The following is a 22,168-nucleotide window of genomic DNA, read 5'->3' as shown; positions in this document are numbered from 1 at the left end:
TCTTTCTGATTGAATAATCCTACGTTTTGCGAAAATGTTACTAACTTTTCAGTTGTCAGTAGTCAGTGATAATTAGAAAACCAACTGACAGCTAACAATTGTGAAAATTACCGTTTACACATATTTTAATATCAAAACTGTTTGAGATAAACAGCAAAGGATATTTTCTTACTGGGTGCATACTACCTAGCAAGGGAGAGCCAAGATGAAAGCAAAAGTTTTAAATCTCCTTACAGTTTGTGTAATTACTCTAACAATGCTTTCTCCAGGATTAGTAGTATTTGGCATAATTTGGGAGCGACATCTGGACTTAGTAAAATCCCAGAATTTAGCCTACGAAGTTAACAAGACTACTAAAAATGCTCCCACTTTGGCTTCCCAGACAGAGGTTACACATTCCCCTCAGACTAGCATCCAATCCTCTGATCGTAATGTGGTTCATCAAATGCTGACTGTTGCTGAAAAATATAAATTTGCCACGATTTTGCAATGGTTCTTCTTGTTAACCCCTATTTGTGTTGGGTTCGGTATTCTCTTTTATGACAGATATCTTGTACATCGTGCGGCTGTTTTAAAAGAACAAGTTGAAATGTTGGAAAGACTGTGGCAGCAAAGTATAGAACAGTAACCAATTCTCAATTAACTCACTAAAATCAACCAAAACAAAACACCATGTCAGAACAACGCCAGCAATTGTATTTTAACCTGATTGATGAATTGCTCAAATGCCCTAATGGTCAGGAACCAGAAGTTTTAGAATCTAAGCCAGAATTAATTGATTCTGGTTTCGTAGAAACAATGTTACAAGTAGCAACTATGTTTGCCCATGAAGGCAATCAAGATGGCGCTAAATTTTTATTTTTTGTGGCGCGTGAACTAGCTAAAGAATTGGGTTTATACCCAGAAGTTCCGAATACGGAAGTTGAAAATACTGAAGTCGCAAATAAGGAGTAAAAATGTTGTTGACTTCAACAGATGCAGGACAAATTGCTTTAGAACTGCTAATGGCAGATTGGAATATTTCAGAAGAGAATCGAGAGTGGTTCACAATCGCTTAACTCTCGTCTGATTGGTGAGAGTTGGTACACTGTGGAGCTAGGTGTAGAAGGATTTCCCGATAGATGGTTTATCCAAGTATATGACACTGGAGCTTGCGATCCAAACTATACATTTATATCACCAATTCGTGGTTCTGAAGGATTTACAGATTTTGGAAATGTACCGGATATCATAGCAGAGGTATTAGTTTGTGAACGTAATGCTCGATAATGATTAAAAATTTAATATCTATAATTCAAATAAAATGTCATCAACAAAGTACATTTTATTTGAATTCATGATTTTTGATATCAAAGTTTTTGCAGCAAGGCTACTTTGATACTTCATTCAATATAAAGATGCTTTACGCAAACCGGAGGTGATACCAAATAGGTGTACCTCTTTTTTCTGTAATATTTAATATTTTATTTAAACATGATAAGGCGTTTTGTCATCTTTAATTGATAAAATTATGTTATATTAAATAGCGTGATGGACGCTACAGAAATATCAGTTCCAATGATTGCTGAAGATATCTTAGCCAAAGAATTCACCAGAGTCCTCAACCACTACTCACCCAAAAGTTGGGGAATTACTAGATGGGTGTTATGTGAAAGTCATCACCTGTTTTTGGGGACGACCTGCGAGACGCTTGCAATATATAGGAATTTATTGCTCTGCCGAAATGATTTCCTGTGTGCAAGCCCACAAAGAAATTCTCAGAGAAGTTGCAGACAATATGGGTTTAGTCCAAGTAGTCTGCATGAATGCCAAACGATTATTGCGCGATCCGATGTCGAAGGTCAAACATAATAACCCACGTCTATGGTTGGAGTTGCAGTGGGTTGCAAATTAGTTTTTGATCGCATGAATGGAGAGGAGTAAAGGTGTTTGTAGTGAAAACTTTAGTCCTCAAATATTGAAGCACTAAAGTGCTTACTACGAACATATTGACCACTAAAATAGCCAGCACAAAGTATTAACGCAAGTAATGAAAACTGGAATTTTCTGCAATTACGATAATCATCACCAAGATGCTCGTCGTGCCATCTTTGAGCAAGTCGCGCTGATAAAACAGGCAGAAAGTTTAGGTTTTGAGTCAGCCTGGGTGAGTGAGCATCATTTTAGTGAATCCAATCTCAGCCCGTCTATGTTGCTGTTAATGGCACACTTGGCGGGATTGACTTCAACTATCCAATTGGGCACTGCGGCGGTGTTACTGCCATTCCATAACCCAATTCGGGTAGCGGAGGATATCGCCACTCTGGATAACCTGTGCAATGGACGATTATTATTTGGAGTTGCTAAAGGCGGCCCATTCCCGCAACAAAATAAGCATTTTGCGACACTTCCAAGTGAAGCACGTCCTAAGACACTAGAGGCGATCGCACTGATTCACAAGCTGTTATATGAAACTGATGTATCATTTAATGGCAAGTATTATCAATGCGATCGCTTAACCATTTACCCAAAACCATTGCAGAGTCAAGTCCCAGTGTATGTTGCCACTGGTGGCGATGATGGTATCGAGTTTGCTGCTAAACATTCCTTCAGCTTGATGGGTGGGCCGCCATTCTCCCTACACAGATTGAAGGATACTGTTGCTAAATATCGAGCCTTAAATTCTAGCGGTGCAGAAAACTTCGTGCTGGCACGCTTTTTTTATGTTGGCAAAACATTTGATGAAGCAGTGAGTGAGGCATTGCCTTTCATCCGCCAATTTAGCAAGAAAATGACAGCTAATACGGCTGAAGTATTGCAAAATAGTGCGAATCCCAATCAAAAACCATTCGATCGGACAAATATTTGTTTCGACGAAGATTATTTGATTGAGAATTCAATTATCGGTGATGTGGAGACTTGTCGAGACAAAATCAAGAAATTTCAAGACGAATTAAATTTAGGTACGTTAGCACTCAAACCTTCGTCTTCCGATCTGCAAAAAAACCTGGAGAGTTTGACGCGCTACAACCAAGAGGTGCGAAATTATGTCTTCTAAACTTTACCTGCTTCCTCCCGATGATTTACCTCCAAATGAGGTAACTAAAGAGGATGGAATGCTTCAAATGGAGCTAGAACAGTCTACTGGCAGATGCTTTTTTCTAGCTTGCGATCGCATTACGCGAGTACTGTTATCTAATTGTCAGTGGTATATCACAACAAATGCTAGCATTCTAACATTAATTGTTGACTGTCCTGATTTAGTATCTTACTGGCATATAGTCAGCAATATTGCCCAGTTAGGTAATAGATTAGAACGGTTTGCTAGCAACGGTAAAATCCGCGTTTATCCGCCATTTGGCAAGGGGATGCCATTTGAAATCAGCGTAAATGAAATATCAGCTTATCGAGATTGGCTTTGAGGTAAATAGAAACTGGGAATCACACAAAATATAGCTATCTTACACCCTGTACTCCTAAAGTGCAGGGTGTTGCAATTTTTATCAAAGCCAATTCTAAAAATATCAGTGTTACAGAATAAAGCAATTTTTCCTTGTCTTTCTTCTCTTTGTGTCCTCTGCGTCTCTGTGGTTCGTAAAAGAATTAGATATTCGTCAAGCGATAAGAGATTAATGCTGACAAGTTTTTAAGTTTTCAATTAGCCACGCATACCACTTCTCTAACCCAGTACCAGTAGTTGCAGAAACTTGAAAAATCTGAATTTGGGGATTAATTTCTCTAGCATATTCTATGCACTTTTGCACATCAAAATCTACATAAGGCAGCAAATCAATTTTGGTGAGAATCATGATGTTACTAGCACGGAATATATGCGGATATTTTAGTGGCTTATCTTCTCCTTCTGTAACAGAGAGAATTACAACTTTTGCCAGTTCTCCTAAATCAAATAAGGCTGGACAAACCAAATTTCCGACATTTTCAATCATCACAACTGAATTTAGAGGCGGATTCAGTTCTTGTAAACCCCTCTCTATCATTGATGCATCTAAATGACAGCCTGTTCCGGTGTTGATTTGGATGACTTTAGAACCTGTTTCTTTAATTTTTTTGGCATCGTTAGCAGTTTCTTGGTCGCCTTCAATGACACTGATAGATAATTGATTTTTTAAATCATTGATGGTTTGCGTCAAAAGAGTTGTTTTCCCAGCACCGGGAGAACTCATTAAATTTAAGGCGAGAATATTTCGCCCTTTAAACCATCCTCGATTTTGGGCAGCTAGCAGATTATTTTTTGCTAATATATCCTGTTCTAAAGATATTGTTGTGTTGTGTATTTTGGCATGAATTTGAGGCGCTTCTATATGAGTGTCATGACTGTGGGAGTGAGTGATGACAGTTCCATCTGGTAAAGTGTGAGTATGATGATGTTCAGCTTCATCTGTTTCTAAATTTGTGATTTTTATTTCGCCATCATCAGAACAACCGCAGGTTACACACATAATTCCTCTATTTCTATTTCTTTAATTTTCAGTTCTTCACCAGTAATTAAATCTAATTGCACACTACCGCAGTTACAGATACCAAAAGGTTTATCTAAATAAACTTCTGCACCGCATTGGCGACATCTCCCTAAGCCTGGTATTTCTAAAATTTCTAATGTCGCCCCTTCTAAAATAGTGCCTTGAGTGCAAATATCAAAACAAAATCGGATAGCATCGGGCATGATGGCTGAAAGTTTGCCAATTTCTAATAAAACTCGCTGCACTTTTGCACCTTTGGCGTGTTCAGTCACAATTGCCACAATATTTTGCGTAATTCCAAGTTCATGCATACTATAGCAGTCCTAAATCATTCGTGAAAATTACACCTCTTTTTCTTCTTTCCTTTGTGTCCTTTGCGCCCTTTGCGGTTCGTTTCCTAATCTACATTTTTCACAATTGAAATAGGATTGGTATATAAATATATGAAAGATTAACAAATTCGTGGCAATTGGTCGCCTACTAGCATATCAACAATCCTTTCAGCACCAAAAAGTGTTTTTAACAAAACGATACCTGGAGGTGAAGAAAGAACTTCGCCAATAATACAAGCATTTTTACCTGCTGGGTGAGATTTCATAGCAGATAAAACGTTTTCAGCATTCTTTTTTGGAACCACTACAACTAACTTACCTTCATTAGCTAGATACAATGGGTCTAAACCAAGAATTTCGCAAACTCCATTTACTTCTTCACGCACTGGGATAGATTCTTCAAAAAGGCGAATTCCTACATTAGAACTGAGAGCAAATTCATTTAATACTGTGGCTAAACCGCCACGTGTTGCATCTCGCATAGCATGAACTTGTGGACATACATGGAGAATAGTTTCTACTAAACTATGCAACGGCTGACAATCACTTTCAATATTAGTATTTAAAGCTAATTCCCCACGGGCAATTAAAATTGCTGTACCATGATTGCCTATTTCACCATTAATTATTACGGCATCTCCAGGTTTAATATTGTGGGCGGAAATGTTAACTCCTCGTGGGATTATACCAATACCAGCAGTATTAATAAAGAGTTTATCGGCTGCACCACGATGTACAACTTTTGTGTCACCAGTAACAATTTGAATACCCGCTTTTTCTGCGGCTGCTTTCATACTGTTTGCGACACGGCGTAAGGTTTCGACAGGTAATCCTTCTTCTAAAATTACGCTACAAGTTAGATATAAAGGTTTAGCACCACTGACAGCTAAATCATTAACTGTGCCGTTTACGGCTAATTCTCCTATATCACTTCCGGGGAAAAATAACGGGTCTACAACATAAGAATCTGTTGTAAATGCCAGTCTGTCTCCTTGTTGGAGGAGAGGGGTTAGGTTGAAGCTGGCTTGGTCTTCTAGTTGTGAGAGAATTGGGTTATTAAAATTGCTGATAAAAATATCGTCTATTAAATCGCGCATGGCTTTACCACCGCTACCATGTGCGAGAGTGATATGAGTGTCTTGTACTTTAGTTTGGCGGCGGACTTTTTCGATTTTTTGGATTGGGTTTGTGGGGGGGAAATTCATATTAAATTTTTTTTAAACGCAAAGGAACGCAGAGGGAAGCGCGGAGGTACGCTGAGGATTAGTCTGAGGAGAAGCCGCAGGCGGGGAGAGGTTCTTGAGTTATTTTTGGTTTTTGGGTGATTGTTCTTTTGGCTATGGTGGAGAGTCGCCCGTATTTGTAATAGGCTGCACAAGCACCTTCGGAAGATACCATGCAAGTACCGATTGGTGTTTCTGGTGTGCAAGCTGTACCGAATACTTTGCATTCCCAAGGTTTTAAGACTCCTTTGAGAATTTCTCCACATTTACAAGCTTTATGGTCGGCTACTTTGAGATTCGGAATGGTAAATTTAAGTTCGGCATCAAATTGGGCGTATTCAGGTTTAATTTTTAATCCTGAATAGGGGATGTCACCTAAGCCGCGCCAATCAAAACTATCTCGGATGGCGAAAACTTTATTTATGGCTTGCAGGGCTACTGTGTTTCCAGATTTTTGGACAATTCGGTTATATTGATTTTCGACTTCGCAACGATTTTCTATTAGTTGTTGTAATAGCATCCAAATTGATTGGAGAATATCTAAGGGTTCAAATCCTGAGACGACTATCGGCTTATTATATTCTTGGGAAATAAATTGATATGGGTCACTGCCAATTACCATACTGACATGGCCAGGGCCAACAAATCCATCTAGTTGTAAATCGGGATTATCTAATAGTGCTTTGAGGGCGGGAATCACGAGAACGTGATTGCTAAACATACTAAAGTTAGGAATTTTTTCGGCTGCTGCTTGCAAAATGGTAAAGGCAGTGCTGGGGGCTGTGGTTTCAAAGCCTAATGCGAAGAAGACTACTTCTTTGTCGGGGTTATCTTTGGCAATTTGCAGGCTATCTAGGGGAGAGTACACCATACGGATGTCTGCGCCTTGTGCCCTGGCTTGCAGTAAAGTGGTTTTTGAACCGGGAACTCGCATTGCGTCGCCAAAGGTGGCAAAAATGACGTTATGATTTTGGGAGATTGCGATCGCATCATCTAATCTCCCCTTTGGCATCACGCATACTGGACAACCAGGCCCATGAATGAGTTCGATGGTTTGGGGTAATATTTCTTCGATACCGTATTTAAATATGGAATGGGTATGTCCGCCACATACTTCCATGATTTTGATGGGTTTTTCTAGCTGGTGGCTTAATTTAGTGATTTCGCGGAATATGGCTTCTGCTTTTTCAGGTTCGCGGAATTCGTCAACATATTTCATAAGGATTGGGGAATAGTTAATTTCGCTTTTGTGGTAGAGAATTTTTTTTTAACGAACCGCAAAGGACGCAAAGGGCGCGAAGAAAGAAAGATGTTGGAAACTGTTATTTAAGTATTGATTCCTGCTTGTGCTGCTGCTAATTCTTCAAAGAGTTGTAATGTCTCTGCCGCTTCTTGTTCGTTAATTCGATTCATAGCGAAGCCAACATGTACTAATACCCAATCCCCAATACAAGCTTCGGGGGGATGTTGTTCATCTACGATGCAAGCAATATTTACTTCGCGCTTCACACCACCAATGTTAACTAGGGCTAATTTATGGTTAACGTTGGTAATTTCTATAATTTGTCCGGGGATTCCTAAGCACATTTTTTTTAAGATAAACTAACCGCAGAAGCGCGGAGAACACAGAGAGAATTATTTGTGAGTTTTTTCAAAATCAAGACTCATGTATTAATTTTGCGGCTGTAATAACTGCTTGTCCTAGAGATAAACCGCCATCATTAGCTGGAACTAAGCTATGAGTTAGTACTTTTATCCCCAATGTTTCTAATCGTTTGGTAACTTGCTGTAACAATATACAATTTTGAAAGACTCCTCCTGTTAAAGCTACCTGATGAATCGGATTTTCTTGACGAAGGTGCTTAACCATTTCCACAATCGCGTTAGCTAAACCTTTGTGAAATTTAGCAGCTATAACTTGTTTTGGAATCTGCTGCTGTAAGTCATTTAGTAAGGCTTGCCACATGGAAGCGGGTCTATACAGTAAATACTATCTGAAAAGCTAAAACTAAAAGGGTATATTGGCGCTTCTTTATCATTATTTAAGCTGCTAACATCTACTATAGCTTCAAGTGCGATCGCAGCTTGTCCTTCATAGCTACATTCATCTCTATAAATACCGATAGCCGCCGCTACTGCATCAAACAACCGCCCCACTGATGAAGCTGGAGGAGAGTTAATTTTTTTCTCCATAAGTTGATTGAGTAGATTTAGTGGTTTTTTATTTCAGAAATTTTACGATTTCTAAATCAGCGTAATGTTTTCGGCAATCATTCCAAAGGTTAGCAGCTATTAATTGGGCATAAGTATTACGCCAAGGCTGATAAATTGCCTGTTCACCACCAATCATTGCTACTGGTTTAAATGTTGCTAGTCGCTGAAACTTACGATAATCTGCTAAAAGAAATTCTCCGCCCCAAAGTGTACTATCATCACCGTAACCTAAACCATCTAAAGCAATGCCTAATACTGGAGGTGAATCTAAAGGAATCCCATTTTCTGCCATACAAGCGGCAATATGGGCATGATGATGTTGGATTTGATGAATTGGAATTTTATTTGTATCTGCTAGTTCTTTACCAAGTTTGCTTGAGAGATATTCAGGATGTTTATCAATAGCAATTACTTCTGGTTTATGTTCAAATAAATTTAAGTATAAATTCAAAGTCTCTTGATAAGCATTAAAAGCCGCAGCATTTTCTAAATCTCCTAAATTTTGAGATAGAATTGCTTCTTCTTCACGCAATAAGCAAAATGTATTTTTTAACTCACTACCCATTGCTAAAATTTGCGGTACATTATGAAACCCAATCGGTAAACTAATTGGTGCTGGTGCATATCCTCTAGCACGGCGAATTATTTGAATTTTATCACTAATAACTCTCGCAACTGAATCATCTGCCCGATTAATAATTTCTCGATTGTGAAAGAGAAAATAATCTGCAATTGCCCTTAATTTTTCTTTTGCTTCGTCATTATCAATACATTGTGGTTCATCAGCAAGATTACCACTTGTTAAAACAATTGGGCGATTCATCCGCCGCAGAATTAAATGATGTAAAGGCGTATAAGGTAACATAAAACCAAGGGTATTTTGCCCCGATGCTACCGATGGTGCTACTAATTTTTTACCTATTGCTTGTAATAAAACAATTGGTGCAGCAGAACTTGTCAATAATTCTTTTTCTTTGGCGTTGACAGTACAATATTGTTCAATTATTTCAATATCTCGCGCCATTAAAGCAAATGGTTTGTGATAGCGCTTTTTACGCTGACGGAGTTTTTGTACAACGGTTTCCTGAGTTGCATCGCAAGCCAAATGAATACCACCTAACCCTTTAATTGCGACAATCTCGCCTTTTTGCAACAAAGTACAAACGGCATCCACATCATCTAGCATGGAAAACATGGAAGCTGTAACCAATTTACCATCAGCACGTTCTAACCAAGCTGAAGGGCCGCAAACATGACAAGCTACAGGTTGGGCGTGAAAACGGCGGTTTTCAACATCGTGGTATTCCTTTGCACATTCGGGACATATAACAAACGCAGACATACTGGTATTGCATCTGTCGTAAGGAATGGCACGAATAATACTCAAGCGAGGGCCGCAATGAGTACAGTTAGTAAAGGGGTAACGATAAAAGCGGCTAAAAGGGTCAAATATTTCTCGTTGACACTGTGGACAAGTGGCTGCATCAGGGACAATCTCTGTTTTAATGGCATTATTAACGCTACTAGAAATCACAAAATTATCAAATTTAAATTCACCTTTGTAAGGAATTCTAGTTAGCTGATTAATTTTTGCTAGTGGCGGACATTCTGTTTGCAATCTGGCAACAAATTCTGTTAATGCTTCCTCACTACCAGATACCCGAATTAATACACCTTGCCCATCATTACAAACATCTCCATACAAACCGCAAGCTTTAGCAAGACGATATACAGTAGGGCGAAATCCTACTCCCTGAACAGTACCGCGAACTCTAATTTCTTCAGTCGGCATAGAGACTTCCCAATAAAAAACTCTCTTCTCCTCATTCCTCTGTGTTCTCTGTGTCTCTGTGGTTCGTTTATTTCTTGGAAGTCCCACAATTAAACTGCCACAGCAATATTCGGTTATTTCCAGAATCAGCTATTACTGCCGTATTGCCATAAATCTTTATCCCATAACACCAATTTAAACTATCTCGTTTAGGCAATCCAAAATTACGATTTTCACCTTTACTTTGAAAATTTCTTTGTCCCGCCACCCCATCTGCCACTACACTTTGCAGTGATAAAATTGATTCCGGCTTTCTCCATCCTAACAAACGAGAATTAGCTGTATCTGCAACTACTAACCAATCGCCAGCCACCGCCACACCATAAGGCATACTCAAACTACTAGCACTTGGCAAATAAACCCCTTGATTCATTTCCACAAAATCAAAGTTTTTTTGTCCTAAAACCACAGCACAAGGAGTATTATTTTCTGTAGGTATTCCTTGCCAAATCATTACCCGGTGATTACCTGCATCACTGACAACTAGATTTTCTCCCCAAAAGGCGATGTCGTGACACCAACGCATACTCGCTGCGGTTGGAGAATCACCGCCGTTTTCGTTGCGAGATATCATATCTGGTTGTCCCAAAACCAAATCGGCAGGTTGACCATTTTCTGTTGGTAACTGATGCCAAATTAATAGTCTTCGATTACCAGTGTCAGCAATAAATAGCCGTCCTTGATGATAGAAAACACCATAAGGCCAGTGCATTGTACTAGCAGATGCTTGCTGATTACCTCGATTTGGTTCATTATCAATAAAATTAACTTGCCCTAATACCAAATCTGCTGGAACATTATTATCTTCTGGTAAGCTTTTCCAAATCAAAACTCGATGATTCCAAGCATCGGCGACAGCTAACCCTTCGCCGCAAGCACAAATCCCTGTTGGTACGCTTAAGGTTGCCCTTCCCGGTATAGTTTTAGCATTTTGCCCTTCATGATAAAAGTCAGGTTGTCCAATTACCCAATCAGCCGGTTGACTATCTCGCGTGGGTAAATTTTGCCATCCTAATAATCGATGGTGTCCGGTATCTGATACCCATAAAGGGCCAGTTTCTGATAATAAACAAGCACCACGAGGCCCAAACATATTTGTGGCATTAGGCGCTACAGGTATGACTAATTGTTCTGGTTCAATAATGTTACCTAAAATTACCTCTGCACCTTGAGGTGATAGAGGCAAATATTGAGAAATTTCTGTTGCTTCTAGCGGTAATTGTGATATGGGGTTACTTATGATTGGGATATCCATGAACCGCAAATAGACGCTGATATTTATTTAAAAACATTAATCTTGATTAGCGTGTAACAACAGTAACGGTTTTGTATTATGCTTTTTTCAAATTCAGTTAAAATCTCTAATTAACTTCTGTATTAATCAAGCTAAAAAAAATCAAGATAGCCTTTAGAGGATGTTTGAAAAGTCCTATTCTCGGTATTATATAGTTTTAGATCCCCCTAAATCCCCCTTAAAAAGGGAGACTTTGATTCCGGTTCCCCCTTTTTTAAGGCTAGGGGGGATCTAAAAGGGGAGCATCCCAAATGTGTAAAAATATATTTTGTCATTGCGAACGTAATGAAATGAAGCGTTCGCGGAGCGTCTCGTTCGCGTAGCGTTCCGAAGGAAAGAGAAGCAATCGCAGCCGCTAGACTTTGCGATTGCTTCATTCCGCTTTGCTCCATTCGCAATGACTAGTTCTAATTTGGTAAATTTGCAAAATTGGGATGCTCCCTTTAAAAGTGCCTAAATTTACAGCAAAATACTTTTCAAACAACCTTTTAGTAACTTTTAGTACATAGTAAATTTTTGGCATGAGTGCGTGATTTACTGAAAAAAGAAAGCAAACTCGGGTTTGAGAAAGTAAAAGCTTGTTTTACTTGCGGAAAACACTAAAATCAGTAAGTCAAATGACCTTTTGCTTACGGAAAACACCGAAATGAGTAAGCAAACTGGAGTTTGAATAAGTCAAACCTACTTTTGCTTGCGGAAAACACTAAAATGAGTAAGCAAACTGGGGTTTGAATAAGTCAAACCTACTTTTGCTTGCGGAAAACATTAAAATAAGTAAGCAAACTGGGGTTTGAATAAGTCAAATGACCTTTTGAGAAAGTAATATGCCTTTTTACTTTCTCAAAACACTAAAATCAATACTTGAATTATACAAATGAGAAAGCATTCGGGCATTTTGCTTGCACAAAACACTAAAATGAATGCGCGAACTACTTAAATGAAAAAGCAAATTAGCCGTAATTGACTAATCGCCAGGTATATTTGCTGAAATCTTACTTTCGCATGATCATTTTTGTAGTTTCACAAAAACCTTATCGTCTTTAATCTTGACTGGATACGACTGAAGCGAAACATCAGGCACGGTTAAGCATTTACCTGTCTCTAATTTGTACTGGAATCCGTGGGCAGGACAGGTAATAATACCATTTTCAACTTTACCCTTTTCTAAGGGAGATCCTAGATGAGTACAAGCATTACGGTAACATTTAACTGTAACGCCTTGACGATGTAAAATTAGTGAAGTACCAGCAAGTTGTACTGCAACTACACTAAATTCAGGAACTTCATCAAGGGTCGCTACTTTCATCCAAGTACAAGTTATTTTTGCAGAGAATGGACTAATTAAACTAGAATTAGCGTTCTTAACAGCAGGGCTATTATTGACTGCAACAACTTTGGTAATTTCAGGACAATGGTTTTTTATTGCTTGTTCTACTCCCTGAGATAAAGTCAAGGTAGAAGCCGGACAACTGCTGCAAGTCCCGATTAATCTGACTTCTACTGTATCTGGGGGCTTAATTGCCACTAATTCTACATCACCATCATGGCTTTTTAAACCTGGGCGAACTTCTTCAAGGGCTGTCTGAATACGTTGTGAAAGTGGAGGCTTTGGTGGTTTGACTAGTTCGTGATAGAGTAGCACTGCATAAACTAATTCATCTGCAACAGCATGGCGCAAAGCCTGCATTGACTCTTGTTTTAGGCTTTTAATCAAATTAGTCAATGCAGCTTTATGCAAAGCTTCAATTGCTCTTTTTAGACCAACTGCTACACACCGTTGGCTTTCATCCCACTCGGATATTATTGCCTCGAAACGATTAATTTCCTGAATTAATTCTTCAAGATTTGTCATTTATTATTTGTCGTTCGTCATTTGTCATTTGTCATTTGTCATTGGTTGTTTGTCAATGACAATTCACTTCGTTTTAAAATCCTTGAAGAGAAATGGCATAATCATGCCCGTAACTAAGCTAGATAATATGATTGGTAAGTAGAAGGGAATGGGGGCTTGTGCAAGTGACACTAATAGTAAAAAACCTACGGCAATACCAATAGTAGTTTGCTTGAGAAAAAATATTGGATTGCGTATTAGCTTTCCTTTAAAAAATAACTTGGCAGATAACCATCCTAGCTCTAACATATTTTCTCCTAATAATTTGTCAAGAAATTTAAGGCAACAAGCCCTAAAAAGATGGCAGGAATTACACCCGCAGGGGCAAATAATGCACCAAGCATTGCTGAAAGTTGATATCCTATATCTTTTCCAGCTAATATCATTCCACCAATTGCACCACCAACCATAGCTAAGGCGGTTGCTATGATTAACCACACTAATTCTGTTGCTATGTTCAGATCGCCATTTGCTAAACTTGTGAGAAAATTTATCACATTTGGCGTTGTTAAAATGTCTCCCATACTGTTTTTCCTCATTGTTTAAGTAAAGAGTTAAGAGTCAATTTATATCCATAACCAACCAATACGCTTGGGTTTTTGAGACGCGATAAATCGCCGTCTCTACAAGGGTTTTGGTCTATAACTTCTAACCCTTAATTTCTACTTCTACATCTTGTAATGCTTGGACTACTACTTCTGCTTGTGCAACTTGTTGGTATTCCGTAAATATTTCTAAAGCACTTTGATAGTAGATACGGGCTTGCAAAAGATTTTGAGGATTACCAGCTTCTGGTTTTTCAGGGTCGTCTGGTAAGTTGAATAAGGCGTTGGCTTTGTTGGAAATTGTGTTAGCGTACTCTAAAGGTGTATCTTTGATGTTACGCACTTTTAACGCTTCATCATAAGCTGCGATCGCACGTAAGTTATTGTCCACAGGATGGGAACTCACTAAATATTGCAAAGCATTACCTAAATTGTTTTGCAACATCGCATATTCTCTAGGATGGTCAATCAAATTAATATGCTTGAGTGCCACCTCAAATGATTGCACAGCTAACCCTTGACGCAAGTATTCCCGTTCTGATGCTAGGGGCATAGAAAGGTATGCGATCGCAATATTGTTATACAAAATGGCGTATTCTTGGGGGTAATCTTCCCAAGTAAATACCCGCAACGCCTCATGATAAGCCTGGATGCTGTCTGTTATCCGCGCCAAATTGAATGGCACTAACGACTGTAACACCAGCCCAAAATTCATCTGCGTTTCTGCCACTTCCTCTGGAGAAGCTAATTGTTGTAAAATCGGTAATGCTTCTTCATAACCGACTTTCGCTTGCGTCAGCAGTTGGTAATCAGCATCCGGTATTGCTTGTAATGTCCCTGACATACCTACTTGCGCTCTGGCTTTCAGTAGGGGATACTCCTCACCACACATTTCATAAGCCCGGTAATATAAGCCAACTGCATTTCGCAAGTCTTGGGCAGCTTTGGGCTTTTTTTGAAAACCCTGTGCGATCTCAATCAGCATCTGGATTTTTTCTTCTGCTGAAGCTGACTCCGATGCAACAGCTGCTACCGCAGCTTTCACCGCCGAATCTGTAATGCTGGGGGTCATAACTCTGCCGTACTCTAGCCAATTGGGAATTGAGTCCAACACCCATGAATGATCGAAACACGTTTAGGCATTTCATCACGGGCAATACTGATTTACGCAGGCTTCGAGTCCTTTAGGCGGAATTCCCCTTTTTGATTTGAGCTAAGATTAAAGACTAGAAACTAGGGAAAAAACTTAATCCCCTATAGCCAATGTCTTATGCCATGCTCAATACAATACTATAAAACACCCTATTTCTAAAATTCTAGGGGGAAATTGCTAATATTAATGTCAGTTTTAAACACCTAGTTTTTTTTAAATACTTTTTGTATCATCGTCTTATACAATTTCAATATTTTTTATTGAATTGTTGACATACATAATATTTATTGTACTCAAAATAGTCACCACGGGTTAGTCGTTGTGTAAAATATATTCATCAACTATAAAACAAGCTCCTTTGAAAACAGACAGTATCTTTTATCGGATATTCCAGAGTATCCCCAGTACTTTTTTTGAACTGATTAACCAACCACCCCAACTAGCTAGTGCTTACCAATTTTCTTCAGTAGAAGTTAAGCAACTAGCGTTTAGAATCGATGGCGTTTTCCTCCCAAATGCAGCAGAACTACCCATTTATTTTGCCGAAGTGCAATTTCAGCCAGACAAAAAATTATACTCACGTTTATTTACTGAAATCTTTAACTATCTCGACAAAACCGAATTAACTAACAATTGGCGTGGTGTTGTCATCTTCCCCAACCGCAGCGTTGATACTGGAGATACCGAAAGATATACAGAATTACTCAACTCACAACGAGTAACTCGCGTCTATCTCGACGAATTAAGCTCAATTGAGACATCATCAATCGGCATAGAGACAGTTAAACTCATCATCGAACCCGAATCAACGACGACAATAAAAGCTGTAGAGATAGTCAACATTGCCCGACAGCAAATTCTAGATGTCACTACTATTAGGGAAATAATACAATTAATAGAGACGATATTAATCTACAAGTTACCGCGATTGAGCCCGGAGGAGATAGGAAAAATGTTTGGATTAAATGAATTAAGGCAAACTAGATTTTACCAAGATGTTTTTGCAGAAGGTAGACAAGAAGGGAAACAAGAAGGTATACAAGAAGGTCGGCAAGAAGGTATACAAGAAGGTATACAAGAAGGTAGGCAAGAAGCTAAGTTAGAAACGATACCCCAGTTATTAGGGTTTGGTTTAAGTATTGAGCAAATAGCTCAAGCATTAGGTTTGGACGAACAAGTTGTTAGGCAAGCTGCACAACCGAAATCCTAAAATGAAGACAGAAAAAATGTTTGGAGCAAATGAGTTAAAGCAAACTAGATTTTACCAAGATGTTTTTGCAGAAGGTAAGCAAGAAGCTAAGTTAGAAGCGATACCCCAGTTATTAGCGTTGGGTTTAAGTGTTGAGCAGATAGCTCAAGCGTTAGGTTTGGACGAACAAGCTGTTAGGCAAGCTATACAACCAAAATCCTAATACAATAGGGTGCGCGAAGGATTAACAGTGCGTTTAATAGAGACGATATTAATCTATAAGTTGCCACGATTGAGCCAGGAGGAGATAGGAAAATGTTTGAATTAAATGACTTGAGGCAAACTAGATTTTTCCAAGATGTTTTTGAAGAAGGTAAAGAACAAGGTAAGCAAGAAGCTAAAAAAGAAGTTAAGTTAGAAGTAATACCGCACTTATTAGCGTTTGGTTGCAGTATTGAGCAGATAGCTCAAGCGTTAGACTTCGACGAAGAAGTTGTTAGGCAAGCTGCACAACCAAGATCCTAAAACAACTGATATATAGTTGACGGGGCGCAAAGTTTAGTGCCCCTATTTTTGGCTCATTTATTACATGAAAATCTGATGACTTAAAATACTCATCACCTCACACGCATTAACAGTTGACAGGAATTATTAACTATAATAGAGTTTTAATAGCGATAAGTTAAGCAGATTGAGTTTGTTTAACGTCAAAATTTAAAAATAAGATGCAGTGCTTATTTTTACTATTTTGCATTTATTAAATGTGTTGTATGTAACAGACAAAGCTATTGAAAACAATATTGAGACTATTTAATTTATTGTTAATGATTAATTCTTTTTTAATGAAAGTGAATTAGATAAAAAAATATCTTACTATTAAAAAACAAATATTGATAAACAGGTGAGACTTTGCAAGCATTATCACCTACATCATGCATGGGAAACAATACAAAAATACCTAGCCGATGACTAACGTACTATGGCTACAAGGTGGTGCTTGTTCAGGCAACACCATGTCATTTCTCAATGCTGAAGAACCGACAGTCTGCGATTTAATTGCCGACTTTGGTATCAAGGTACTTTGGCATCCCTCCTTGGGATTAGAATTAGGCAAGGACTTACAAAGACTGTTGCGGGATTGCATTTCTGGCAAAATTCCTTTAGATATCTTGGTATTTGAAGGCAGTGTTGTCAACGCCCCCAACGGCACAGGCGAATGGAATCGGTTTGCCGATCGCGCCATGAAAGATTGGTTATTAGACCTGGCCAAAGTTGCTAAATTTATTGTCGCCGTGGGAGACTGTGCAACCTGGGGAGGAATTCCCGCCATGTCACCCAACCCCAGCGAATCGGAAGGTTTGCAATTTCTCAAACGTCAAGAAGGCGGCTTTTTAGGGAAAGACTTTGTGTCTCAAGCTGGATTACCTGTAATCAATATTCCTGGATGTCCCGCCCATCCCGACTGGATTACGCAGATATTAGTTGCGATCGCTACTGGACGCATAGCAGACATTGCTTTCGATGAACTAAATCGTCCTCAAACGTTCTTCAACACCTATACCCAAACAGGTTGTACCCGCAACGTCCACTTTGCTTACAAAGCATCAACCGCCGAATTCGGTCAGCGCAAAGGCTGCCTATTTTATGACTTGGGTTGTCGCGGCCCCATGACTCATTCTTCTTGCAACCGCATCTTATGGAACCGCGTTTCATCTAAAACTCGCGTCGGGATGCCATGTTTAGGTTGCACAGAACCAGAATTTCCCTTCTTTGACCTCAAACCCGGAACCGTATTTAAAACCCAAACAGTGATGGGAGTTCCCAAAGAATTACCGCCAGGGGTGAACAAAAAAGATTACGCCTTACTCACAATGGTTGCAAAAGATGCAGCACCACCTTGGGCAGAAGAAGACTTTTTTACAGTTTAGTCATTGCTCATTAGTCATTAGTCATTAGTCCTTTGTGATTTGACCAATGACTATAACTTTTCATACTCCCCTAAACGAGAAATCAAGTATTTTGACCATTTTGCAGGGGGGCGAGTGAATAATTACCAATGATAAATGACCAATGACAAAGGACAAATCACAAATGACAAAGGACAAATGAAAAATGACAATTCAATCATTAGATATATCGCCCGTCGGTAGAGTTGAAGGCGATTTAGATGTCCGAGTCGATATTGAAAATGGAAGAGTAGTCAACGCCTGGACACACGCTGAATTATTTCGCGGATTTGAAGTTATCCTACGCGGTAAAGATCCTCAAGCCGGATTAATAGTTACACCTCGCATTTGCGGTATTTGCGGCGGTTCTCATCTGACTTGTGCATCTTGGGCATTAGATACAGCTTGGGAAACAGAAGTTCCCCGTAATGCGATTTTGGGGAGAAATCTTGGTCAAATTGTTGAGACACTTCAAAGCATCCCCCGCTATTTTTATGGTTTGTTTGCCGTTGATTTAACAAATAGAAAATACCGCAATAGTCGCTTTTATGAGGAAGCTACCAAACGCTTTGCTGCCTTTACAGGCAAATCTTACGAACTAGGCATAACAATTTCCGCTAAACCCGTAGAAATTTATGCACTATTAGGCGGACAATGGCCACATTCTAGCTACATGGTTCCTGGTGGCGTGATGTGCGCCCCAACTTTAACAGACATTACCCGCGCTTGGGCAATTCTCGAATATTTCCGCACCAATTGGTTAGAACCAGTGTGGTTAGGTTGTTCATTAGAACGCTATGAACAAATCCAAACTTATGATGACTTCAGAGATTGGTTAGATGAAGACCGAAATCATCGAGATTCCGACTTAGGTTTTTATTGGCGCATGGGTTTAGACATCGGTTTGGATAGATATGGCGCTGGTGTTGGTAAATATGTCACTTGGGGATATTTAGCCCATGAAGATAAATACCAAAAGCCGACTATCGAAGGACGAAATGCGGCGATGATTATGAAAAGTGGTGTGTACGACAGCTTCGCAGACACTCACGTTTTAATGGATCAGTCATTTATCCGCGAGAATACAACTCACTCTTGGTACGATGAAGGGACAGAGAATATTCATCCTAGCGATCGCACCACTAAACCCACTGCAATCAATACCAAAGACTTCGATAACGCCTACTCTTGGTCGAGTGCAGTCCTTCACAAAGACTTCGGACGCTTGGAAACTGGCCCTTTAGCGCGGCAATTAGTAGCTGGTGGTAAACATGGCGAATCTTGGCAACACTACGACGGATTTATCCTCGATGTCTTCAAACGAATGGGTGGTGCTAGTATTCATGTGCGTCAGCTAGCAAGAGTTCACGAACTTGTCAAGTTATATCGTCAAGCTGAACACTGTTTACGCGAATTCAAATTAAACGACCCTTGGTATATCAAACCCACAGAAAAAGATGGACGCGGTTGGGGTGCAACGGAAGCAGCGCGGGGTTCCTTATCTCACTGGGTAGAAGTGGAGGGCGGTAAAATTAAGAATTACCAAGTTATTGCCCCAGGTACTTGGAATATTGGCCCTCGTGACGGTGAAGGAATGCGCGGCCCCATTGAAGAAGCGTTAATTGGCACACCCATTTACGATTCTAGCGATCCGGTGGAAGTTGGTCATGTGGCGCGATCGTTTGATTCATGTTTAGTGTGTACAGTTCACGCCCATGATGCTAAGACTGGTGAAGAGTTGGCGCGTTTTCGGACTGCTTAATTCTCAAAATATCAGATCATCTACCACAACCCACATTGAGTGCTGCTTAATGGCACTGCAAAACTTGAACAGCAGTCAACTTTAGATCAGCAAATACAAGCGAAGCGATCGCACTATCTCCTAGATACACCTTCTCCTCATAAAAACCCTCTACCCATTCCAGAACTGTCACTCGCTGTTGTAGCGGATCAACAATCCAATACTCAGCGATACCCCGTGCGGCATACTCAGATCGCTTATAGCGATAATCACGACTACTCTGATTTGGACTTACCACTTCAACCACTAATAAAGGCGGTGGCATCTCTGGCATTACCGTAGATCGTTTAGCCCCCTCCATCGCCGTCGCCAACTCTTCAGAAAACACCACTAAATCAGGAACGCGCACCCGTGAGCCAGTAGTCATAATTTCCGTTTTCATCGACAGCCGATAAGCAGGAATACCCAGTTGCACAAAGCAGACAAGGATAAACATGGCAATTCGTCGATTTATCTCACTCTCAGCCGTCATCAGAAGCAATTCTCCATCTTCAAACTCATAGAGAGCATCTGTACCATCGTCATAATTAAAGAACTCCTCAAGAGTCATATTCCCAGATGCAGCTTTATCTAATGTGATTGCCATAATCACCTTACCTTCTGGTAAAAACATCATTAGCTTACTATTATCACAATATCTCTAGGACTTACCCGTTTAATTTAATTATCAGGTGCGTTAGTCATAAGCTCACTTTACAACTTACTGGATTAGCTATATACCTACGCTAAGGTATAGCCAGTCGTAGATATCGCTTCACAGATTATATTTATTACTAAGATTTTGGTTCAATCTGAAATTCAAGTTTGGAACGGTAGAAACACACATCAAACTCTAGGAAAAAGTTTGTTTGTCCAAAAATTAAGGGTACATTCGCTCTTCTCACCCAAGCAAATACCAGTTGAACTGGCCTAAAGTTACCGATCTCAACGTTTGCAAAGAATGGCATTGCTGTCAGATTGCTCAGGTTGCCTGCTAATTGAATAATCGCCCTGCTATCATCCCAAACCCCACCTAACTCAATACCAATTTCATAGGGTAGAACATTTACAGATTGCACCACTGTCCACCAGTCCAAGAGCTTCAACCGCTCTATCACCTAGACAAAGACGCAGTGGAATCCGTGGCAAACTGTCAAACTCATTTTGAGAAGTATCAATAGTCGAGTATTTGAATCGCATCTGGTCATATTTGATCTGTCTGTTTCAATGCCTGCATAAGAATTTCACCTGCACCAAACGAATTGTAGGAAGTGGGCAAATCATAGGTTTTAAACGGCTCTAGAGGCGAAATATCTTCGTTAGTATCCAATTCTTGTGCCAAAATGCGGATTAGCTTAAGTTTTTCTGATACAGACAGTTTGCGGACAGCAGGAAGTAGCTCACTGAGTGTCATGTTTCGCGCTCCATTTATCCAACCAGGCTCACTTATAGCTTACTAGATCCGTTATCCAACTGAGCGTAGGCGTAGCCAGCCGTAGGCATCGCTAGAAATTACAGCTTCTCATGCTTTACAAGCAGCTGCGTTACCTTTGCATCACCGAGATCCTTTTGACAGAATGTTGATTGCACAGGCTCAGATAGAAAAAATGACGCTTGTGAGTGCCGATTCGATGTTTAATAAGTACGATATTTCCCTACTTTGGGCAGCCAAATATTAATGTCTACGGCTGGCTACGCCTATGTATTTGTTATTTCGGCGATCGCATTTGTTATTTCAGCGTACTCATTTGTTATTTCAGCGTACTCATTTGTTATTTCGGCGTTCGCATTTGTTGATTCGGCGTTCGCATTTGTTGATTCGGCGTTCGCTACTGTTTATTGCGTTCATCTCCAAACAACGGACTGACTTAGATAATCTAGATTCTGAGGATAGGGAAAGAGTCTATGAGAACTAGGCGATCGCTTTCAAAAGCTATAATGTCTATTACAATCTCTCAATCCTAAAAAATACTAAAGGATTGCCATTCACGATTTTTTCCTCCACCTTTCTCATTCCAATCCTTTCTGTTAGTTTTTGTGATTCAAGGTTTGGGCGATCGCAGCTTGCTAAAAGATACTGATAGTTAAGTTTATTAAAACAATAGTACAGTATCTTGGTTGCCGCTTCGGTAGCATAGCCTTTTTTGGTTGCTTCAGGCAGCAAAGCATAAATTAGTTGGGGCTGTTCTTCATCAAAAAAATTCCACAAACCAACAAATCCAATGATTTCTTGCTCATTTTTGGTTTCAATAAACCATAAACCAAGTTTTTTGTCTTCAAAACTATTCTGGCTCTGTATCACCATCAGGG

At 39.7% G+C, this 22,168-nt stretch carries 24 protein-coding genes and 4 pseudogenes; 13 read left to right on the top strand and 15 right to left on the bottom strand.

Annotated features, from left to right (window positions below; all coding sequences use genetic code 11):
• The first annotated feature begins 205 nt into the window (after window positions 1–205).
• The 6 genes and pseudogenes from ANSO36C_RS13310 (at window position 206) to ANSO36C_RS13285 (ending at window position 3,401) form a co-directional block, all read left to right on the top strand.
• Window positions 206–628 (top strand): hypothetical protein, encoded by a 423-nt coding sequence (locus tag ANSO36C_RS13310; protein ID WP_251959915.1) that lies wholly within the window; start codon window positions 206–208, stop codon window positions 626–628.
• 44 nt (window positions 629–672) lie between these two features.
• Window positions 673–954, top strand: a complete 282-nt coding sequence (locus ANSO36C_RS13305) for a hypothetical protein (RefSeq protein ID WP_174710804.1) — start codon at window positions 673–675, stop codon at window positions 952–954.
• Window positions 955–956: 2 nt separating this feature from the next.
• Window positions 957–1,269: pseudogene (locus ANSO36C_RS13300) on the top strand (hypothetical protein).
• Window positions 1,270–1,557: 288 nt separating this feature from the next.
• Window positions 1,558–1,894, top strand: a pseudogene (locus ANSO36C_RS13295) (hypothetical protein).
• 135 nt (window positions 1,895–2,029) lie between these two features.
• Window positions 2,030–3,037, top strand: a complete 1,008-nt coding sequence (locus ANSO36C_RS13290; protein WP_251959914.1) for an LLM class flavin-dependent oxidoreductase — start codon at window positions 2,030–2,032, stop codon at window positions 3,035–3,037.
• Window positions 3,027–3,401 (top strand): hypothetical protein, encoded by a 375-nt coding sequence (locus ANSO36C_RS13285; RefSeq protein ID WP_251959913.1) that lies wholly within the window; start codon window positions 3,027–3,029, stop codon window positions 3,399–3,401. The genes ANSO36C_RS13290 and ANSO36C_RS13285 overlap by 11 nt, the downstream gene beginning before the upstream one ends.
• 207 nt (window positions 3,402–3,608) lie before the next feature.
• On the opposite strand, the gene hypB is transcribed toward ANSO36C_RS13285, so the two are convergent.
• The 11 genes and pseudogenes from hypB to ANSO36C_RS13230 all read right to left on the bottom strand — a co-directional run bounded on the left by hypB (window position 3,609) and on the right by ANSO36C_RS13230 (window position 14,862).
• Entirely contained in the window at window positions 3,609–4,439 is an 831-nt protein-coding gene (hypB, locus tag ANSO36C_RS13280; protein ID WP_251959912.1) for a hydrogenase nickel incorporation protein HypB, read from the bottom strand.
• Window positions 4,430–4,771, bottom strand: a complete 342-nt coding sequence (gene hypA / locus ANSO36C_RS13275; protein WP_251959911.1) for a hydrogenase maturation nickel metallochaperone HypA — start codon at window positions 4,769–4,771, stop codon at window positions 4,430–4,432. The genes hypB and hypA overlap by 10 nt, the downstream gene beginning before the upstream one ends.
• A gap of 140 nt (window positions 4,772–4,911) precedes the next feature.
• A complete protein-coding gene (gene hypE / locus ANSO36C_RS13270) occupies window positions 4,912–5,997 on the bottom strand; it encodes a hydrogenase expression/formation protein HypE (protein WP_323374582.1) in 1,086 nt (361 codons plus the stop codon).
• Window positions 5,998–6,055: 58 nt separating this feature from the next.
• Window positions 6,056–7,234, bottom strand: a complete 1,179-nt coding sequence (hypD, locus tag ANSO36C_RS13265) for a hydrogenase formation protein HypD (RefSeq protein WP_251959910.1) — start codon at window positions 7,232–7,234, stop codon at window positions 6,056–6,058.
• Window positions 7,235–7,341: 107 nt separating this feature from the next.
• Window positions 7,342–7,602: a HypC/HybG/HupF family hydrogenase formation chaperone gene (locus tag ANSO36C_RS13260; RefSeq protein ID WP_251959909.1), complete on the bottom strand. Its 261-nt coding sequence runs from the start codon at window positions 7,600–7,602 to the stop codon at window positions 7,342–7,344.
• Window positions 7,603–7,672: 70 nt separating this feature from the next.
• Window positions 7,673–10,021, bottom strand: a pseudogene (gene hypF / locus ANSO36C_RS13255) (carbamoyltransferase HypF).
• 67 nt (window positions 10,022–10,088) lie between these two features.
• A complete protein-coding gene (locus ANSO36C_RS13250; RefSeq protein WP_251959908.1) occupies window positions 10,089–11,315 on the bottom strand; it encodes an NHL repeat-containing protein in 1,227 nt (408 codons plus the stop codon).
• Between the two features lie 1,045 nt (window positions 11,316–12,360).
• Window positions 12,361–13,206, bottom strand: a complete 846-nt coding sequence (locus ANSO36C_RS13245) for a NifU family protein (protein WP_251959907.1) — start codon at window positions 13,204–13,206, stop codon at window positions 12,361–12,363.
• A 63-nt stretch (window positions 13,207–13,269) separates the two neighbouring features.
• Window positions 13,270–13,494 (bottom strand): hypothetical protein, encoded by a 225-nt coding sequence (locus ANSO36C_RS13240; RefSeq protein WP_251959906.1) that lies wholly within the window; start codon window positions 13,492–13,494, stop codon window positions 13,270–13,272.
• Between the two features lie 8 nt (window positions 13,495–13,502).
• Window positions 13,503–13,769: a hypothetical protein gene (locus ANSO36C_RS13235; protein ID WP_251959905.1), complete on the bottom strand. Its 267-nt coding sequence runs from the start codon at window positions 13,767–13,769 to the stop codon at window positions 13,503–13,505.
• Between the two features lie 124 nt (window positions 13,770–13,893).
• Window positions 13,894–14,862 carry a hypothetical protein gene (locus ANSO36C_RS13230; protein WP_251960324.1) on the bottom strand — a complete coding sequence of 323 codons (969 nt, stop codon included), beginning with the start codon at window positions 14,860–14,862 and terminating at the stop codon, window positions 13,894–13,896.
• A 439-nt stretch (window positions 14,863–15,301) separates the two neighbouring features.
• On the opposite strand from ANSO36C_RS13230, the gene ANSO36C_RS13225 reads away from it, so the two are divergent.
• The 5 genes from ANSO36C_RS13225 (at window position 15,302) to ANSO36C_RS13205 (ending at window position 19,840) form a co-directional block, all read left to right on the top strand.
• Window positions 15,302–16,153, top strand: a complete 852-nt coding sequence (locus ANSO36C_RS13225) for an Rpn family recombination-promoting nuclease/putative transposase (protein ID WP_251959904.1) — start codon at window positions 15,302–15,304, stop codon at window positions 16,151–16,153.
• A 1-nt stretch (window position 16,154) separates the two neighbouring features.
• Complete coding sequence (locus ANSO36C_RS13220) at window positions 16,155–16,355, top strand: hypothetical protein (protein WP_251959903.1); 201 nt, start codon at window positions 16,155–16,157, stop codon at window positions 16,353–16,355.
• Between the two features lie 92 nt (window positions 16,356–16,447).
• Entirely contained in the window at window positions 16,448–16,657 is a 210-nt protein-coding gene (locus tag ANSO36C_RS13215; protein WP_251959902.1) for a hypothetical protein, read from the top strand.
• A gap of 440 nt (window positions 16,658–17,097) precedes the next feature.
• Window positions 17,098–18,060: a hydrogenase small subunit gene (locus ANSO36C_RS13210; protein ID WP_251959901.1), complete on the top strand. Its 963-nt coding sequence runs from the start codon at window positions 17,098–17,100 to the stop codon at window positions 18,058–18,060.
• 184 nt (window positions 18,061–18,244) lie between these two features.
• Window positions 18,245–19,840 carry a nickel-dependent hydrogenase large subunit gene (locus ANSO36C_RS13205; RefSeq protein WP_251959900.1) on the top strand — a complete coding sequence of 532 codons (1,596 nt, stop codon included), beginning with the start codon at window positions 18,245–18,247 and terminating at the stop codon, window positions 19,838–19,840.
• 46 nt (window positions 19,841–19,886) lie between these two features.
• On the opposite strand, the gene ANSO36C_RS13200 is transcribed toward ANSO36C_RS13205, so the two are convergent.
• The 3 genes from ANSO36C_RS13200 to ANSO36C_RS13190 form a co-directional block, all read right to left on the bottom strand.
• Window positions 19,887–20,495, bottom strand: a complete 609-nt coding sequence (locus ANSO36C_RS13200; protein ID WP_410174697.1) for a Uma2 family endonuclease — start codon at window positions 20,493–20,495, stop codon at window positions 19,887–19,889.
• A gap of 157 nt (window positions 20,496–20,652) precedes the next feature.
• Window positions 20,653–20,955, bottom strand: a complete 303-nt coding sequence (locus tag ANSO36C_RS13195; RefSeq protein ID WP_251959899.1) for a hypothetical protein — start codon at window positions 20,953–20,955, stop codon at window positions 20,653–20,655.
• Window positions 20,956–21,062: 107 nt separating this feature from the next.
• Complete coding sequence (locus tag ANSO36C_RS13190; protein WP_251959898.1) at window positions 21,063–21,272, bottom strand: hypothetical protein; 210 nt, start codon at window positions 21,270–21,272, stop codon at window positions 21,063–21,065.
• Window positions 21,273–21,360: 88 nt separating this feature from the next.
• Here ANSO36C_RS13190 and ANSO36C_RS13185 point away from each other — a divergent pair.
• Together ANSO36C_RS13185 and ANSO36C_RS13180 are read left to right on the top strand one after the other, a co-directional pair.
• Window positions 21,361–21,537: pseudogene (locus ANSO36C_RS13185) on the top strand (type II toxin-antitoxin system VapC family toxin); the annotation flags it as partial.
• Window positions 21,538–21,558: 21 nt separating this feature from the next.
• Window positions 21,559–21,774: a hypothetical protein gene (locus ANSO36C_RS13180; RefSeq protein ID WP_251959897.1), complete on the top strand. Its 216-nt coding sequence runs from the start codon at window positions 21,559–21,561 to the stop codon at window positions 21,772–21,774.
• Between the two features lie 29 nt (window positions 21,775–21,803).
• Here the strand turns inward: ANSO36C_RS13180 and ANSO36C_RS13175 are convergent, their stop codons facing one another.
• Window positions 21,804–22,163, bottom strand: a complete 360-nt coding sequence (locus ANSO36C_RS13175; protein WP_251959896.1) for a GNAT family N-acetyltransferase — start codon at window positions 22,161–22,163, stop codon at window positions 21,804–21,806.
• Between the last annotated feature and the right edge of the window lie 5 nt (window positions 22,164–22,168).

This window comes from Nostoc cf. commune SO-36 (assembly GCF_023734775.1).
GTDB lineage: Bacteria > Cyanobacteriota > Cyanobacteriia > Cyanobacteriales > Nostocaceae > Nostoc > Nostoc commune_A.
Note: the sequence above shows the minus strand (reverse complement) of the source record. Positions and strands in the feature narration are given on the sequence as shown.

Coding starts and splice junctions, on each gene's coding strand:
- ANSO36C_RS13260 (WP_251959909.1), bottom strand. CDS start 7,602: ATGTGCTTAGGAATCCCCGGACAAATTATAGAAATTACCAACGTTAAC.
- ANSO36C_RS13175 (WP_251959896.1), bottom strand. CDS start 22,163: ATGGTGATACAGAGCCAGAATAGTTTTGAAGACAAAAAACTTGGTTTA.
- ANSO36C_RS13220 (WP_251959903.1), top strand. CDS start 16,155: ATGAAGACAGAAAAAATGTTTGGAGCAAATGAGTTAAAGCAAACTAGA.
- ANSO36C_RS13245 (WP_251959907.1), bottom strand. CDS start 13,206: ATGACAAATCTTGAAGAATTAATTCAGGAAATTAATCGTTTCGAGGCA.
- ANSO36C_RS13190 (WP_251959898.1), bottom strand. CDS start 21,272: ATGACACTCAGTGAGCTACTTCCTGCTGTCCGCAAACTGTCTGTATCA.
- ANSO36C_RS13180 (WP_251959897.1), top strand. CDS start 21,559: ATGTATTTGTTATTTCGGCGATCGCATTTGTTATTTCAGCGTACTCAT.
- ANSO36C_RS13240 (WP_251959906.1), bottom strand. CDS start 13,494: ATGTTAGAGCTAGGATGGTTATCTGCCAAGTTATTTTTTAAAGGAAAG.
- hypA (WP_251959911.1), bottom strand. CDS start 4,771: ATGCATGAACTTGGAATTACGCAAAATATTGTGGCAATTGTGACTGAA.
- ANSO36C_RS13250 (WP_251959908.1), bottom strand. CDS start 11,315: ATGGATATCCCAATCATAAGTAACCCCATATCACAATTACCGCTAGAA.
- hypE (WP_323374582.1), bottom strand. CDS start 5,997: ATGAATTTCCCCCCCACAAACCCAATCCAAAAAATCGAAAAAGTCCGC.
- ANSO36C_RS13210 (WP_251959901.1), top strand. CDS start 17,098: ATGACTAACGTACTATGGCTACAAGGTGGTGCTTGTTCAGGCAACACC.
- ANSO36C_RS13215 (WP_251959902.1), top strand. CDS start 16,448: ATGTTTGAATTAAATGACTTGAGGCAAACTAGATTTTTCCAAGATGTT.
- ANSO36C_RS13205 (WP_251959900.1), top strand. CDS start 18,245: ATGACAATTCAATCATTAGATATATCGCCCGTCGGTAGAGTTGAAGGC.
- hypB (WP_251959912.1), bottom strand. CDS start 4,439: ATGTGTGTAACCTGCGGTTGTTCTGATGATGGCGAAATAAAAATCACA.
- ANSO36C_RS13305 (WP_174710804.1), top strand. CDS start 673: ATGTCAGAACAACGCCAGCAATTGTATTTTAACCTGATTGATGAATTG.
- ANSO36C_RS13310 (WP_251959915.1), top strand. CDS start 206: ATGAAAGCAAAAGTTTTAAATCTCCTTACAGTTTGTGTAATTACTCTA.
- ANSO36C_RS13290 (WP_251959914.1), top strand. CDS start 2,030: ATGAAAACTGGAATTTTCTGCAATTACGATAATCATCACCAAGATGCT.
- ANSO36C_RS13230 (WP_251960324.1), bottom strand. CDS start 14,862: ATGACCCCCAGCATTACAGATTCGGCGGTGAAAGCTGCGGTAGCAGCT.
- ANSO36C_RS13200 (WP_410174697.1), bottom strand. CDS start 20,495: ATGATGTTTTTACCAGAAGGTAAGGTGATTATGGCAATCACATTAGAT.
- ANSO36C_RS13235 (WP_251959905.1), bottom strand. CDS start 13,769: ATGGGAGACATTTTAACAACGCCAAATGTGATAAATTTTCTCACAAGT.
- hypD (WP_251959910.1), bottom strand. CDS start 7,234: ATGAAATATGTTGACGAATTCCGCGAACCTGAAAAAGCAGAAGCCATA.
- ANSO36C_RS13285 (WP_251959913.1), top strand. CDS start 3,027: ATGTCTTCTAAACTTTACCTGCTTCCTCCCGATGATTTACCTCCAAAT.